At 69.7% G+C, this 15,321-nt stretch carries 15 protein-coding genes and 1 tRNA gene; 8 read left to right on the forward strand and 8 right to left on the reverse strand.

Annotated features, from left to right (window positions below):
• Both D581_RS0133480 and D581_RS0133490 read left to right on the forward strand, forming a co-directional pair.
• Positions 1-259, forward strand: a 259-nt coding sequence (locus D581_RS0133480) for a hypothetical protein (RefSeq protein ID WP_486585910.1), incomplete at its 5' end; no start/stop codon positions are given.
• 691 nt (positions 260-950) lie between these two features.
• A tRNA-Arg gene (locus D581_RS0133490) sits at positions 951-1,023 on the forward strand.
• A 46-nt stretch (positions 1,024-1,069) separates the two neighbouring features.
• Here the strand turns inward: D581_RS0133490 and D581_RS0133495 are convergent.
• Both D581_RS0133495 and D581_RS0133500 read right to left on the reverse strand, forming a co-directional pair.
• A complete protein-coding gene (locus D581_RS0133495; RefSeq protein WP_018961486.1) occupies positions 1,070-2,743 on the reverse strand; it encodes a site-specific integrase in 1,674 nt (557 codons plus the stop codon).
• Positions 2,740-3,420, reverse strand: coding sequence for a helix-turn-helix domain-containing protein (locus tag D581_RS0133500; protein WP_032753485.1), 681 nt, complete (start codon positions 3,418-3,420; stop codon positions 2,740-2,742). The genes D581_RS0133495 and D581_RS0133500 overlap by 4 nt, the downstream gene beginning before the upstream one ends.
• Positions 3,421-3,514: 94 nt before the next feature.
• Between D581_RS0133500 and D581_RS0133505 the strand changes: the two genes are divergently transcribed.
• The 6 genes from D581_RS0133505 to D581_RS0133530 all read left to right on the forward strand — a co-directional run bounded on the left by D581_RS0133505 (position 3,515) and on the right by D581_RS0133530 (position 10,259).
• Positions 3,515-3,745: a hypothetical protein gene (locus D581_RS0133505; protein WP_018961488.1), complete on the forward strand. Its 231-nt coding sequence runs from the start codon at positions 3,515-3,517 to the stop codon at positions 3,743-3,745.
• A gap of 233 nt (positions 3,746-3,978) precedes the next feature.
• Positions 3,979-5,292, forward strand: coding sequence for a DUF3631 domain-containing protein (locus D581_RS0133510; protein ID WP_018961489.1), 1,314 nt, complete (start codon positions 3,979-3,981; stop codon positions 5,290-5,292).
• A 423-nt stretch (positions 5,293-5,715) separates the two neighbouring features.
• Complete coding sequence (locus D581_RS0133515) at positions 5,716-6,588, forward strand: DUF2637 domain-containing protein (protein WP_018961490.1); 873 nt, start codon at positions 5,716-5,718, stop codon at positions 6,586-6,588.
• A 336-nt stretch (positions 6,589-6,924) separates the two neighbouring features.
• Positions 6,925-7,359 (forward strand): plasmid mobilization protein, encoded by a 435-nt coding sequence (locus D581_RS01000000138100; RefSeq protein WP_018961491.1) that lies wholly within the window; start codon positions 6,925-6,927, stop codon positions 7,357-7,359.
• 4 nt (positions 7,360-7,363) lie between these two features.
• Positions 7,364-9,067: a relaxase/mobilization nuclease domain-containing protein gene (locus D581_RS0133525; protein ID WP_018961492.1), complete on the forward strand. Its 1,704-nt coding sequence runs from the start codon at positions 7,364-7,366 to the stop codon at positions 9,065-9,067.
• Positions 9,068-9,173: 106 nt separating this feature from the next.
• A complete protein-coding gene (locus tag D581_RS0133530) occupies positions 9,174-10,259 on the forward strand; it encodes a phosphotransferase (RefSeq protein ID WP_018961493.1) in 1,086 nt (361 codons plus the stop codon).
• On the opposite strand, the gene D581_RS0133535 is transcribed toward D581_RS0133530, so the two are convergent.
• From D581_RS0133535 to D581_RS0133560, 6 genes are read right to left on the reverse strand one after another with little or no spacing between them, the layout of a single operon-like run.
• Entirely contained in the window at positions 10,256-11,287 is a 1,032-nt protein-coding gene (locus D581_RS0133535; RefSeq protein WP_018961494.1) for a glycosyltransferase, read from the reverse strand. The genes D581_RS0133530 and D581_RS0133535 overlap by 4 nt on opposite strands.
• Positions 11,288-11,293: 6 nt before the next feature.
• The gene (locus D581_RS0133540) at positions 11,294-11,908 is read right to left on the reverse strand and encodes an AAA family ATPase (protein ID WP_018961495.1); all 615 of its coding nucleotides are present in this window, start codon (positions 11,906-11,908) and stop codon (positions 11,294-11,296) included.
• Positions 11,902-12,828, reverse strand: coding sequence for a PIG-L deacetylase family protein (locus D581_RS0133545; RefSeq protein ID WP_486585911.1), 927 nt, complete (start codon positions 12,826-12,828; stop codon positions 11,902-11,904). Before D581_RS0133545 ends, D581_RS0133540 begins: the two co-directional genes overlap by 7 nt.
• On the reverse strand, positions 12,825-13,556 hold the full coding sequence (locus D581_RS0133550) for a glycosyltransferase (protein WP_018961497.1): 732 nt from the start codon (positions 13,554-13,556) through the stop codon (positions 12,825-12,827). The genes D581_RS0133545 and D581_RS0133550 overlap by 4 nt, the downstream gene beginning before the upstream one ends.
• Positions 13,556-14,434 carry an aminoglycoside phosphotransferase family protein gene (locus tag D581_RS0133555; protein WP_018961498.1) on the reverse strand — a complete coding sequence of 293 codons (879 nt, stop codon included), beginning with the start codon at positions 14,432-14,434 and terminating at the stop codon, positions 13,556-13,558. Before D581_RS0133555 ends, D581_RS0133550 begins: the two co-directional genes overlap by 1 nt.
• Entirely contained in the window at positions 14,431-15,318 is an 888-nt protein-coding gene (locus D581_RS0133560; RefSeq protein WP_018961499.1) for a glycosyltransferase, read from the reverse strand. Before D581_RS0133560 ends, D581_RS0133555 begins: the two co-directional genes overlap by 4 nt.
• Between the last annotated feature and the right edge of the window lie 3 nt (positions 15,319-15,321).

Consider the following 15,321-nt stretch of genomic DNA (forward strand, 5'->3'; position numbering starts at 1 on the left):
CGCCGGCCGCACCAAGAAGGAGACCATCCGGCTGCTGAAACGGGCCATCGCCCGGGAGATGTTCCGCTGCCTGACCACCACGGTCACCATCCCAGACATCGCCGACCTGCGCCCCCTGCGACAGTCGAAGAACATCACCCTCACCACAGCGGCCCGCCACTTCGGCGTCTGGCCCGCCACGATCTCCACCCTCGAACGAGGAATCCGCCGTGACGACCACCTCGCCAACACCTACCGCGACTGGCTCACCGGCGCTTGACAGCCAATAGGAGCATCAGCGCCCTCAGCCGACCGGAACTCGGCCGGGCGTCACGTCAAGGACCTCGGCGGAACCAGGCCCGCGCAGCAGACCGGTGGCGAAGGAAATCCGATACGCCCCCCGCAGGCCATACAGCACCAGGGCCACCGCGGCACCGACGGCCGCCGCGTACCGCACATGCTGACGCCGCGTGGCAACCGGAGCCTCGTCGGTTGGGTCCGCGCGTGCTGAGCGCTGGGTGGTAAAGGTAGTGGACACGCTGTGCATCCCAGTCGGTCGCCACCCTCCGGCACAGCCGATCCGGTCCTGGTTCACGTGTACGGGTCGGCGGATGCGCGGGCTCGTCGGCACATGAACCGGGAAGGTCCGTACTCCGTCGCACCGGAGCGACATCGGGTGAAAGATCACTCCAGGGGACAGAACGGTCCTGCACCCCTGCCTGGGCTGGGCCACCATCCCCGTCGATCGCAACAAACATGCTGGTCAGAGCCCATCGTGCAAGCCGGAAAAGAGGCGTGGCACCCCTTGTGGATCGCCATCCGCTACCCTGTTCACTGGTCGGTCGTTGGCGTAGCTCATGTCGGGCAGCGTTGCTGCTCAGCAAGGTCCACACCACGTCTGACCAGAGGGCTTGGTGCTCTTGCTGAAGATCCATTCACTGGATTTTCGACAAGGTTTTCTCCAAGCCCCCGCCTTCGTAGCTCAGGGGATAGAGCACCGCTCTCCTAAAGCGGGTGTCGCAGGTTCGAATCCTGCCGGGGGCACAACGCGTTACCGCTCTGACCTGGGGTTTCTCCCCCAGGGAGGGCCTTACTCGGCCTCGGACTTCTCGTCCGGGGCCGTTTGCGTGAGCGGTGCGTGCGCGGACGGGGAGTTGATCTCCCGAATTTTCCCCAACGGATCAGCACCATCCGGCACGGATTCCGCGTCGGCAGACTCCGTATTGTCGGGCTTGGCCTGCGCTTCGGGAGCGGTGTTCTCGGGGGTCGTGCGCGCTCGCGGCACGAGCCGGGCCGCAGCCTCCGCGATCGCCAGATCCGCCTCGGGAAGCAGACTCGTGTACGTGTCCGACGTGATGGTGATCGAGGAGTGGCCGAGCATCTCCTGGATGTCCTTCAGGCCGGCACCGGCCGCGTGAGCCAGGGTGGCGGCACCGTGACGGAGGTCGTGGAGCCGGATCGGCGGTAGACCGAGTTCCTCGTGCAGTTCGATGAACCGCCGCGTGACGTTGGCAGGGTGGAGCAGTTCTCCGTTCTCACGGGTGAAGACCCTTCCGGTCTCCACCCAGGCGCTCTCCCACTCCTTGCGATCCTTGTCCTGCTGGGCACGGTGCCGTGTCAGGGCCTGGACCGTGTCGGAGTCGAGGGCGATGGTGCGCGCTCCGGCGTCCGTCTTCGGATCGTCCTCGTACACCTCCCAGCCGTTCACCACGAGTTGCTTGGCGACCGTGAGGAGCCCGGCGTCCAGGTTCGTGTCGGTCCACCTCTGACCGCACGCCTCGCCTCGCCGAAGTCCGCGGAAAGCGACCAGGTGAAACAGCGCGTACAGGCGGTCCTCGGCTACATGGTCGAGGAAGAGCCCGGTGTGTTCCGGCGTCCAGACCATCACCGGCGAGGGCTTCTCTCCGGTGCGCTTCCAATGGAGGATGCGCTCCTCAGTCCACACAAGCGCCTTGGGGCGCCTGCCGGCCTCCAGCTCGACGTGGGCGGCCGGGTTGAAGGTGATCAGCTGCTGGGCGATCGCCGCGTTCAGCGCTGCCCGCAGCGTGGAGCGAACACGTTGCCGCGTCGCCGGACCGACAATGCGGCCGTAGGGATCCATCTCGGCGATGGCCGCTTTCATCGCCTTACGGCGGGCGCGGGGCTCGCGCCCCTTCCAGGCAATCTGTGCGAGATCCTCGTACGCCTTGCGTCGTGCGGCGTTCCCCTCGGCGATCTCGACGTTGGCCTCGGCTATGGCCTCGAACATCTCCGAGAGGTGAGTGACCCGAAGGCGGTCGAGCCGTACGTGCCCGATGCGCGGCTGAAGGTGGACGCGAATATTGCTCTCGTCGCGGCTGATTGCACTCTGTCGCCCCTTCTTGCCCGCCAGCCAGATGTCCAGCCACTCGCCGACCGTGAGGCGGCTGGTGAGGTCCAGGCCGTGGCTCAGGCGCCGACGGGTCGCCTCGATGTCCGGTAGCGGAGCCTTCTCGTCTGCCACCTTCTCCAGCAACTCGGCGATCTGATCGAGACCTTCGGAGTCATCGGAGTCGGCGAGGCCGAGAAGCGCCCGTATGTGGTCGAGGTCGACTTGGGCAGCCTTGATGCTCTCGTAGCCGGCACGGCTGAAGGATCGGCGGATTCCATCGGCTCGGGGTGGGAGCTCCTGGCGTATGGAGTAGGAGCCGTGCTTGCGGCTGGTGAGCTTGGGGCACTTCTTGCCGAGCGGCTTGCCGGTCTCGGCGTCGCGGCAGTAGCAGCGGCGGTGGGTTGATCCCTTCAAGGGCGTTCCTCCGTGGTGGTATCGGGGGCCCATTCGGGCGGGTCGACGTCGTGGAGTGCGGGTGGGAGATCCGGCGGCGTGGCCCCGTCGTCGAGGAGGTCTCGGCGGAGGTAGCGAAGGTTGTACTTCGCGGACACGGCCCGGTCGGCGTACTCGGTCCGCTTGCGTTCGGCTTCTTCCTGCTGGGCGCGGCTGGTTGCCGTCTTGGCGGCGAACCGTGCCTGCTCTTCTTCGTCGAGCGCAGCGAGGGCGGTGCTCACGAGGCTGGCGTGAATTTCGAAGTCGGGCACGAGGCCGGCGTCGTGCCCCGGTACTTCCTGCTCGCCGGTGAAGCGCCGCAGGGCGTCCCAGGTCGGCACGAGGTGCTCGAAGGGGAGCTCCTGGGTCTGTTCGACGTAGCCGACCGGGAAGATCAGGCAGGCCGGGTATGTCTCCAGGGCAGCGGCCAGGACCAGGACATCCACCAATGGCAGGCCGGCCCTGCGGCCGGACTCCATGTTGGCGATCACGTTGCGTGGGATCGGGTGCCCGAGCCGCTCGCACCGGTCGGCCAGTTCCTGCGCGCTCCACCCCATCTCCTTTCGTCTGCGGCGGACTTCGCCGGCCACGTTCGCCTGGACCCGGTCCACCCACTCCGGGAAGTCGTCCGCTTCATCATCTACATCGCGTTGTGTCATAAAGACACATTAGCTTGTGGATTCTTATTGGTGGCTGCCTGGAGCCGGACGTGATGCCCGCGTTCGCCGACGGCTGTATCGAAAGGGAATGCGCATGCGCGAAAACACCACGGCGGGGTCTCCGAAGGGGATGAGCCGTGAGGACCTACTGGCCCTACCTGTGGCCGTTGACCTCGAAACCAGCAACCGCGCCCTTGGGCTTGGGCGGAGCAAGGGCTATGAGCTGGCGAAGCGCGGGGCGTACCCGTGCAAGGTCCTGCGGCTGGGCAACGCCTATCGGGTCGTGACCGCGGATCTACTGATCCTGTTGGGTCTGGCCGCATGAAAGGGCGGGAGCGTAGCAGACGGTTCTGCGCTGAGCTGACACAGAAACGCTGGACTGTGGCCGGGTGTGACCGTACTGTCCGTGGTCCCTCGCGGTACCTCAGTGCCTGCAGGAAGGGGGAGAGCCCCCGGCGGTGCAACGCCGGAGGCCCCGTAGCTCCCCAGCGATCCGATGAGAACCGACCCGGCGGAAAGGGCGGGCGAGCCCGCCACCGCCAGACGAGGAGCTGCCCAGTGGAACCCGAGAACCCCAAGGACTATTCCGAGCCCGTCAAGGCGAGCTGGCCCACGACCGCCATCCCTGGCCGGCCGGGTGCCCACCTGGGCGCTGCTCAGCCCGTGGACACCGATCCGCGCCTGACCGCCGGTTCGGCCGCCGACAGCGCCGCCGAGGCGCAGGCTCCGAGCGGGCTGGAGGACATGCCCGATGCTGAGCCGACGCAGGGCTCCGTGCTGCTGGAGGAACTGCATGCCCAGATAGCCCAGTTCGTGATCCTGCCGTCAGCGGAGGCGCTCGATGCAATCACCCTGTGGGTGGTGGCCACGCACCTGCAGCCCGCGTGGCAGCACGCGCCGCGTCTGGCGGTGGTGGGGCCGGCGAAGCGGTGCGGCAAGTCGCGGCTCCTGGACGTGCTGACCGAGACGGTCCACGAGCCGATGCTGACGATCAACACCACGCCGGCGGCGATCTTCCGCTCGATCACCGAGGAGGAGCCGCCGACCCTTCTCGTGGACGAGGCGGACACCATCTTCGGTACGCCGAAGCAGGCGGAGCGGAACGAGGAGACGCGTGGCCTGCTCAACGCCGGTCATCAGCGTGGGCGTTACGTGACTCGGGTCGTCGGTAACGACCACACGCCGCACAAGTTCGCCACCTTCGCCATGGCGGCCATCGCGGGGATCGGCGACCTGCCCGACACGATCATGGACCGGTCGGTCGTGATCCGGATGCGTCGGCGGGCCGAAGGGGAGAGGGTGAAGCCATTCCGCTCTCGTCGTGACATTCCTGCCCTGCACGAACTGCGCGACCGGATAGACGCGTGGGCCCGCCCGCTTCTGGAGGAGGCCGCGATCCTTGAGCCAGACATGCCGGTCGAGGACCGTGCAGCCGACACCTGGGAGCCCTTGGTGATCGTCGCCGAACTGGCCGGGGGGTCCTGGCCGCGCCGAGCCCGAGTGGCGTGCGCGCGGATGGTTGCTGCCGAAGTGGTCGCCGAGGAGGACAATCCCGGCGGCGCACGGATCCTCGCCGACATCCGTCGGATCTTCGCCGCCCAGAGGGAAGTGGACAGTCTCTCCACCGAGGAACTCCTCCATCACCTGCGCCAGGACCCCGAGGGCCCGTGGGCGGAGTGGGGACGCGGCGGGCTGAACGCCCGCGAGCTGGGCAGGCTGCTGCGGAGCTTCGGTGTGGGGCCGGGCAACGTCCGGATGGCCGACGGAACGCAGCGCAAGGGCTACACGCGCAACAAGTTCCTCGACAGCTGGCGGCGGTACTGCCCCACCGTCCACCCCCTCGACACCCACCCCGCCCCCGACAGGGGCTGAGGCCCACCGCCCTGGTTGCCGTCCCTGCCGTCCCTGTCGTGATCTCGCAGGTCAAACGGCCTGCAGGCGAGACGGCGACCGGGGGCAAGACGGCAACGCGATCACGACTACCGGCGGGGCCGCCCAAGACGCTGCCGAGATCCGTCTTTCACCGTCTTGTGCGTCCTTGCCGTATCGGTGCAGGTCACAGCCATGGGCGGCGCGACGGAAGACGCAATGCGCTGTCCCGACTCGGGACAGACACCCCTGTCCCGCCAGCCGGGTGCTGGCACGGCGAACCGCCTCCGCCGTACTTCGACAGAGCTGAAGACGCCGGCGGCACCACCGAGACGGAGAGCCGGAGCCGCTGCCGTACCGCCCTGACCTGCACTTGCAACGGCCAAGACGCCAAAGACGCACCACACCACCCCCAGGAGCACCTGCTTGTCCACCTCTCCCCTCTCACCCCTGCACCACGACCAGCCGGGCAATCGGACGGCCGATGGACGGCCGGCAGCGTCCCAGGGGGCAGCCGAGCGCTACGCGCTCATCGCAGCCGGCATCGTCATCGTCGCCCTGACCACCGGAGCATTCTGTCTTTCCTACGCGCACCTGGCCGACGTCGCCGGGCAGCATGGCCTGGGAGGTTCACCGGTCCGCCGCTGGGCATGGCCCGCCACCCTGGACGCCTTCATCGTCGCGGGCGAGTTGCTCATGCTCCGCGCGGCCCTGCGGCGGGTCACCGACCGATGGGCCATCGCCGTGACCGCCATCGGCTCGGCCGGCTCCATCGCCTTGAACGTTGCCGGGGTCAGCGGCACACGCGATACCGGTGACGTTCCATTCCTCGACTACGTGGTGGCCGCGGTTCCACCGGCAGCCGCGATGGTGGCCTTCGCCGTACTGATGCGGCAGATCCACCAGCTCGTGGACCAGCACCCGACCGCAGGTTCCGGGCAGGTGTTGAGGGCATCGGTCACCACACCCTTCCGCTCCGCCGGAATGCCAGCGGAGCCAGCAGAACCCAGCGAGCTCACCGAGCCACCGGTCGCCGTGCCCGCTGGGTCTCCGCAACCTCCTGCGGAGGTTGCGGAGACCAAGGCCCGGGGTGGCCGTCCGCCCGGCGCCCCTCTCGGGGATCTCGTGGAGATCGGCAGGGCTGCCTGTGCTGAGCAGGGAAAAGCCACCCGGTCCATTGTCCGGAAGGCAGTTGAGGACAAGGGCCTTCCGATTTCCAGCGAGCGGCTGACCGAGGTGACGAACGTCCTCCGGAACGAACTCACAGCCTCCGCCGAAAGCGGTCCAGTCAGCGGCTGACCAGGAACCTGCCGGGTGACCGGAACCCGTTCCGGTCACCCGGCCAAGCCGGTCACTGCTGGCTCATCACCCCTATAGGCGGGGCCGTGTGACCGCTCGCAACTCACGGACTCCCAAGAGCCCGCCCCACCTTCGTCTGGAGCATCACTCATGACGCACGACCCTCACCGCAGTATGGAACCGACACCGCTGACGAAGCCGCCTGTGCTGACGGAAAGTGTGCGGCAGCCATTCGGACGGGCTGCTTCCGACGGAGCAAGTTGTCGGGTAAGGAGTCCTTACCCGTCCTCCGCCCCAGGGGAGGCGGAGGCGTCCGGCGCCGAGGGGGCGCCGGAGGTGGCTGGCCCGGGGGAGCCGACTCGGGGAAAAGCCCCACAGCCGCCCACGCCGCGCCGCCGCCTTCGCGAATCCACGCTGCGCGAGAAGCGCGTCCACCCCCGCTACAGCGACGACGAGTTCGCCCTCCTCGCGAACGCCGCCGCCCTCAGCCGCATGCCAGTCGGCGGCTATGTCGCCGAGACCTCGCTGGCCGCCGCCCGCGCGGATGATCCCACCGCCGCGGTGGCCGACTACCGGGCCATGGTCAAGGCGCTGATGGCGGCCAACGGGCAGCTCGGCAAGATCGGCGGCAATCTCAACCAGCTCGCATGGCACCTCAACAAGGACGGCGCGTGGCCCGCACTGGACCTCGTGCAAGAGCTGCTGGACCGGGTCGAAGCGTCGATCGCTGATGTGGACGTGGCCGTCGCTCAGGTGACCTCAGGGCGGTGAGCACGTGATTCCGAAGATCATCCTTGGCAAGGGTGCTCGCGCCACCCGTCGCCTCATCGGTTACCTGTACGGACCGGGCAGCGCCAACGAGCACGCCGACCCGCACCTGGTCGCGTCCTGGAACGGCTTCGGACCCGACCCCGGTCGCAGCCCCCGCCGCAACCCGAAGCAGGTCGAGGACCAGCTCGCCGCGCAGCTCGACCAGCCCGTGAAGATGCTCGGCGACAAGGCCCCGACGACCACGGTGTGGCATTGCCCGGTCCGGGCCGCGCCCGAGGACCCGATCCTGTCCGACGCCGACTGGGCGGACATCGCCCGCCGGATCGTGGCCGCCGCCGGCATCGCCCCCGAAGGTGACGAGGAAGCCTGCCGCTGGGTGGCAGTCCGCCACGCCGACGACCACATCCACATCGCCGCGACCCTCGTACGCCAGGACGGCCGCCGCCCCCGTCGCGACCACGACATCCGTGCCGTCCAGCGCGAGGCCCGCAAGATCGAAGTCGACCTCGGCCTGCGCCGCCTCAACCCGGGCGACGGCACCGCCGCCAAACGCCCCACCAGTAAGGAGCACTTCAAGGCCAAGCGCCAGGGCCAGGACACCACCACGCGCGAGATCCTGCGCATGCGCGTACGGCGAGCGGTGGCCGCCGCTTCCAGCGAGGCCGAGTTCTTCGCCGTGCTGGAGGCGACCGGCGTAGACGTGCGGCCCAAGGTCGGACCGTCCGGCGACATCCTCGGCTACAGCGTCGCCCTGCCTGGCGACCTCAACAAGCACGGCGAACCGGTGTGGTTCTCCGGCTCCACCCTCGCCGGCGATCTCTCCCTGCCCAAGATCCGCCACCGCCTCACCGCCACCAGTCCTGAACCGGTCACCGCCCGGCCGGCCGACCCCTGGCACCAGGCCACTGCCGCCACCGAACGCATCCCCGACCACCTCACCCACGGAGACGACCAGATCGCTCAAGGCCAGCTCGTCGCCCTCGGCGGAGCCCTCGACCTGCTGCCCCTCGCCGCACCAGCCGCCGCGAGGAGCGAGCTCGAACGGGCCGCCGCCCTCTTCGAGCGCGACACCCGTTCCCGCATCACCGCCGACCTCGACAGCGCCCGCGTCCTGCGCCGCAGCGTCCAGACGATCCTGCGCACCCCTGCCGCGACGCACGACGGGGCCGGGCTGGCGATGTTGCTGGACGCCGCCCTCATCGCCGTGGCCTTCGCCAAGCATTGGCACCGCACCCACCAGCACGCCCAGCAGGAGGCGGCAGCCCAGCAGTCCCTCGTCCACCTCCAGACCGCCTACACCCAGGTCGCCGTTCCCGTCCTGGACGGCCTCGCCCGCCGCACCCCCGGCATCCAGACCAAGCAGCGCTACGCCCGCCACCTCCAGCAGGCCGTCCCCGAGCACGCCGACCGCATCCTGCAAGACTCGGCCTGGGACGCCCTCGCCACCGTCCTCATAGACGCGGAAAAGGCCGGCCACAACCCGGCCACCATCCTTGATCAGGCCCTCGGCCAACGCACCCTCGACGACGCCCGCAGCCCCGCCCGCGCCCTGACCTGGCGCATCCACCGCCTCGGGCAACGCCACACACCCAGCCCCCTCGCCCAGGCAGCCACATCCCGCAGCACCACACGGCTCCCTGCCACCCCGTTCCACACGCCGGCGGCCACACCGACCGCCGTACAGCAGCCGCAGGTGCGGCGGCGTTGACCGACCCTCGTGTTCCCCGAGGGAACAGGGAAAGCGTTCCCTCGGGGAACACCCGATTCGTTCCCTCGGGGAACGGGCGCGTCCCACCGAGACAGACCAGTGATCCTTGTGCGTCTGCACGGCCGACTCCCGTATCGTCGCCAGGGTGACCGACGCGAACGTGGCGGACAGGACGCACCTCCCCACAGACGATCTTGCTGAGCTGATCCGGGCATACGACATCGGCGAAGTGCTGGACCGACAGCACCTGGCCGATGGCCTCATGAACGTGAACTGGCGGTTGGACACCCGGGCCGGGAGGTTCGCCCTCAAGCGGGTCACGGACGTGCCGCTCGATCGGCTGCGTCGCAACCTCGCAGTCCTTCCTGTCCTGGCTTCGTACGGCGTCCCCGCATGTGCCCCACTCCCCACCGTCCACGGCGATGTGATCGCCGAGGTCCGCGGTGGCGTCTACTGCCTCCTTTCCTGGTCGGCCGGGGAACACGTTCGCGGAACTGACCTGTCGCTGACGCAGACGTCCAACCTCGGCACACACCTCGCGGGACTCCATAAGGCACTCGGCCGTGCTGTCGATGAGGCCGGGATGCCCGCAGTGCCAGCCTCGGTCGCCGCTGAGGTGACCGAGGCCGGCCGAGCCGTCCAGAAGGCTGACCGGCTTGCCGGAGCCGTGTCGGCTCGGGGTGCGGGCGACGCTTTCGACAGGGCCGCGGGGACTGCCCTCGAAGAGCGCAAGATCCTCCTCGACAAGCACGTCCACCTGCGCCCCGAGGGAGACATCCCTGCGGGCCCGCATGGCTGGACGCACGGTGACTTCCAGTACCGGAACCTCCTCTGGGCGGACGGCGGAGTGGTCGCCGTCCTGGACTGGGATCGGCTCGGAGTCCGCCCGTACGCGGAAGAAGTCGTTCGTACGGCGCAGGTGCAGTTCGGGGTGGAGGGCGTGTTCGACCTGGAGCGGGTGGCGGCGTTCGTGGCCGGCTACCGGTCGGTGATCCCGTTGGAACCGGCCGCATTGCTCGACGCCGCGCGACGACTGTGGTGGAAGCGGATGACGGACTTCTGGCAGCTCGAGTTCCACTACGACCGGGGCGACCACTCCTGCGATGAGCTGTTCATCGCCGACGAGGCGCTTCTTCACTGGTGGACGGAGCGGCTCGACGCGGTGGAGCGGGCATTCACCGGATCTGCCTAGATCCCCAGCTCCCGGAGCTCGGGCAGGCACGGTCGCGTGAACGTGACCGCCTGACGCCGGGCCCTCATGCCCAGCGCCTCGTGGTCCGCCTCCCGGATCGCGCGTGCCCACGTCTCGGGGCCGGCTGTGCTCGGCAGGACGATTCCGGCGTCGCCGATGGCTTCGGGGATGCCGCCCCGGTCGACCCCGATGCTCGGGACGCCGTGGAGCGCGGCCTCGACGATCACGCGGGGGAAGGCATCTTCCACGGTAGACGGGACCAGCAGCAGGAGATGGCTGCGGTACAGAGGCCTCATGTCGTACACGCGGGGCACGTACGTCACGTTCGGGTAAGCGGCGAAGCCGGCGGCCGTGTCCCACCAGCCTTCGACCAAGGTGAAGTGCTGTTCTGGCATGAGACGGATGAGCTGGTGCAGTAGCTCGGATCCCTTGGCGGGGATGGGGTTGACCATGAGTACGGACGCGGTGCGGGCCTCGCCCGAGCCCTCCCCGGGCAGCGCGAACGGCGGGTACATCACGGCGAGGCGGGTGCCAGGCGTGTGGGGCGCGCGTGCCTGGACGAAACCCGACACGGCGAGGCCGTAGTGGGGTCGGCCGGCGAGGACCTCCAGGCCAGTGGCGGAAACGGAGTGCAGGAGGCCGGCGACGAGCGCGGTCGGTCTGGCCTGCGCGGCGAGCTGCGCCGAGCCTTCCTGCGAGGTGAACACGACATCGGGGCTGAGGTCTCCCAGCAGGCTGCCCAGCGCGTGCTCCACGTTGTTCTGCATGAACGCCGCGCACTCGACCCCGTTCCACCGGTAGCGCAGGGTGCCGTCCGCCTCGTCGTACGCGACGCAGTGCCTGTCGAGGTGGGCGCACATGTCGGTGAGCTGGGTGACTCCGTCCCAGGGCGCCTCGTGTGAGCCGAGGTAGGTGACGTGCCAGCCGGCGGCGGCGAGTTCCTCCGCGAGGAGCTGCTGGGTGACCTCGGCGCCGCCGATGAGGAACGGGGGCGGGGTGCGACGCCAGGCGAACAGGGCGGTGGGCATCTTCTTTCACCTCGCCAGGAAGGTGACGAGGGCTTCCACGGCCTGGGCCACATCGTCCGGCCCCGCATCGGCGGCCAGGACCGTGAGCTCTCGCGTCACGGGCCGACGGGGTGTGTGGACGAAGTAGTCGCGGGCATGGCGGAGGAAGCCCGGCTCGTGGAGGAAGTATTCGGACTCGGCGGCGGTGTGGCCGGCGGTCTTGCGGCGGAGGTGGAGCGTCTCCGCCGGTACGTCGAGGTAGAGGGTGTGGTCCGGGCGCAGGAACGGGAGCGTCCTGAGCCGGTCGCGGAGCTGGTGGTGGACGCCGTACCCGAACAGGGCGTCCAGGGCGTACGCGTGGGCGAGGAGGGTGTCCACGGACCGGTCGAGGATGACGAACTGCCTGCCGCTCGCGGCGGCCTCGGCGACGCGGGTCGCCTCGACCTCCATGAACCTCTCGAAGGCGGCGAGTTGGGCAGCCGCCGAGTCGGTCTGGGCCGGAGGGATGTCGTCGCGGTGGGCGATGTGCCTGACGTAGCAGTCCGAGACGAACGCCCGCGAGCCGAGGGCGGTCTGGCGGAGGTGGCGTATCGCCGTGGACTTGCCTGCGTAGGAGGGACCTTCCAGGGCGATGATCAGCACGTCGGCTCCTCCGTTCGGTAGAAGCGTTCGGCATAGAGGCCGGGCCCGTCGACGAGGTCGGCCGCCGTGGTGAAGGCGTGCCGGATCGGCCGGTACATCTTCCGCGCTGGATGCATCTGCGAGCCGTGCATCCGCAGGACGGTGACCTTGTCCAGAACGGCGTCGGTGATGTCGACCAGCTCGGGCCGCATCGTCGCCCCCGTACGTGTACGGAACAGGTGCTGGTCGCAGCCGACGAGCGCGTACGTCGACCAGAACGCTAGGTCCTCCCAGAACCAGGTGCAGCCGAGGCGAACGGCGGCCTCATGGACGAGGAGGTGGTCGGGGTGGCGGGTGACGGCGGCGGGGGCGAGGAGTTCGGCGCCGGGGTGGGCCGCGGTGATCCGGCGGACTTCCTCGGTGATCTGGTCGAGCACCTGGGGGTTGTAGGGACGGTACGGGGGCTCGGCGTCCTTGTGGCCGAGGAGGTGTCGGCGGGCGACGAACGGCGCGAGCGCGGCGGTACCCTCCCGGTCGCGCAGCTCGGACACGGTGTCGACGTCGGCGTACGTGACCTCCAGGGCGGGGTGCACGCTCCGGGACCGGGTGAAGACGGTGGCCACGGTCAGCGGTCGGGGGCGGGCGAGGAAGGTGCCCGAGGCCGAGAGGGCGAAGTCGTCGTGATGGGGTTCGATGGCGAGGACCGGGCGGCCGACGGGGGTGCGCGCCTCGATGTAGTACGGGACGCGGGCGTGGGGTGCGGTCACCTCTAGGACGCGGTGGTCGTCGTTCCGGTGGCGGGCGGCGAGCTGCTGGGTGTGCGTCTGGTGGGCGCGGTGGAGGTCGTCGGGGAAGGTGTAGATGCCGTGCCCGTCCGGCACTGGCAGGTCGACCAAGGGCTGGGGCTGGGGCTGGGGCTGCACAGGAGTCTCCTTCGTCATCGCACGGTCGTCTCGTACCAGTGGCGCCACATGCGGGGCGACCGGAGGCGCAGGCGGGCGGTCACGGGGTTCTGCCACCAGAGCATCCGCAGGCTCGACCACTGGTCGTAGCGGCGGGTCGACGGGCGCACGCGCAGTTCGTCGAGGATGGTCGCGGGCCGGTCGGTGGCCTGGCCGTGGGCGGTGAGGCGGGCGAAGAACTCCACGTCCTCGCTCATGAACAGGTCGTCCCGGTACCCACCGATGTGGTGGAAGGCGTCGGTGGTGCAGAACTGGTTGACGCCCTGGGCCCCGCCGCGCCGGGTGCGGTAGTGGTCCCAGTAGGCGCACAGCAGGCGGGCGCCGAGCCGTTCCGGGGTGTAGAGCGGCGGGATGGCGCCGCCGACGGCCCCGGCGTCCATGGCGGCAGCAGCAGCGGTGACCGCCTCCAGGGGCAGAGCCACGTCCGCGTCGGTGAAGATGAGCCGGCCACCGCGGGCGGCTGCCGCTCCTGTGTTGCGGACCCGGCCGATGTTGTGGACGGACTCGGTGACGACTCGGACACCGAAGGAGGAGGCCATGTCGGCGGTGGCGTCGGTGCTGGCGTTGTCAACGACGATCACCTCTCCCGTACGGCCGGTGATCTCCTCCCAGCGGGTGAGTGAGGCGAGGACGGAGGGCAGGTAGCGGGGCAGGTAGGCGGCCTCGTTAAAGGCCGGGATCACTACCGACAGGGCGGGGGTGCTCATCAGCGCGTCCTTTCCGGGCGGCGCGTACGGAAGAAGTGCGGGGTCCGTCGGCTGAGGTCGTCCAGGCGGCGGGCCCACAAGGCGCGGTCGTCGCCTGGGGAGGAATGCGCCCAGGAGCGCAGGGTGTGGAGGATGACCCAGGCGCCCAACAGGTGGCGATCGAGGGCAAGGGGGTAGGCGTCGGTGACCGTGCCGGCCCGGAGAGTCGAGAGGGCGCCGGTCATGACGAGGGTCTGGGCGACGTCGGATTCGCGGGGACCGGCCGCGGCGTCGGTGAAGTCGATCAGGTGGCGGATGGCTCGGGGGCCGGCGATCACGACGTTGTCGCCGTGTAGGTCGCCGTGGCACCACACGGGCGCCGTGTGGACGGCGTCGGCGATGGCGGCCAGCGCGGGCGCGATGCGGTCGAGGCTGCTGGGCGGGCAACGGCGGCCCAGTGAGGTGACCTGCTCGTGGAGCGGCCGGCGCGGGGCCGACGGCCGGACGGGGGCCCGGTGTAGGCGGCCGAGCAGGCCGGCCAGGTCTTTCAGAGCTCGCTCGTCGGAGATCCGGCCGGAGCGCATGGCGCTGCCGAGGGTGAGCGGGCCGAGGTCGGCGGTGACGAGGGCGGTCGCCTCGTGGCCTGGAACGTGCCCGTATCCGATGAGGGCCGGTACGGGGACGTGATCGGCCACGGCCCGGATGGCAGCGCTCTCCGTGATCGCGTTGCGGCGTGCGGTCGCCGCGTACAGCTTGATCACGACACCGCGTCCGTCGGCCAGGCCCGCCCGGTACACGACGGTGCGCGTACGTGCGGACAGCCGGCGGGCGGTGCGGGCCGGTACCCCGGTCAGGGCGAGGGCAGCGCGCGAGACAGCGGGCGGTACCCCCGCACTCACCGCCCACCCGCCGGTTCCACGCCGACGGCACCCAGACGCCGGACGTGACGCATGGCCCTTTCCAGGTGCCGCCGGTAATCGACGACTTCCTCCGTGACGGGGCAGTCGGCCTGCCACGGCTTCTCGGGACCGACGAAGTGCACGAGGGCGGCAGCCGGATCGGGCTTCGGCGACCGTGTGACGACCCGGCGCACCCAGTTCCCGCGTTCCAGGAATCGGCCGACCTCGAACCGGTTGAAACCACCGGACACCGGGCGCACTCGGCCGGATCGCAGAAGCCACAGGTTCAGGGCGTCCTGGTCGTTGTGGAGGATGTGGCGCCGGGCGTGGATCAGGGCCTGCTCGACGCCTCGGCGGATGCGGGACATGTGATCGGTGTGGGCCCAGAGCACGCCGGCGTTGAAGTACGGGCGTCCGCGCAGGTGGGGCCAGCGCTCGGCGGCTCCGGGCAGCGCCGGGCACTCGCCGACGGTCGGGTTGAACTCGTCCCGCACGGCGCCCGTCTCGTCCGGCGCGAGGGAGCCGAGCGGCTCGCTCACGTCTCCGCGTACGAGTACGTCGGCGTCCACGTAGATCAGGTAAGGACGGCGGACGAAGCTCGGCGTGAACTCGAACCTCAGATAGGTCGTGACGGTGATGTACGAGGCGTCTGCCATGCGCGAGGAGCGCAGAGGGGCGCATCGACGGAGGTCGAAGGAGCCGACGCCGGCCCGCTTGGCGAGGTCGGCGAGGAGGAGGGCCTGCGACGGGGTCAGGTCGAGGGTGAGCACCCGTACGGCAGCTTCGCGGCGGGCGGCCGGGGTGAGGCTGTCGGCCAGGCCAGCGAGGGCGGCGAGGCCGGGGACGAGGTACTGCTGGTCGATGCAGAGGCCGAACGCGTACACGGG

The organism is Streptomyces sp. CNB091, from assembly GCF_000377965.1.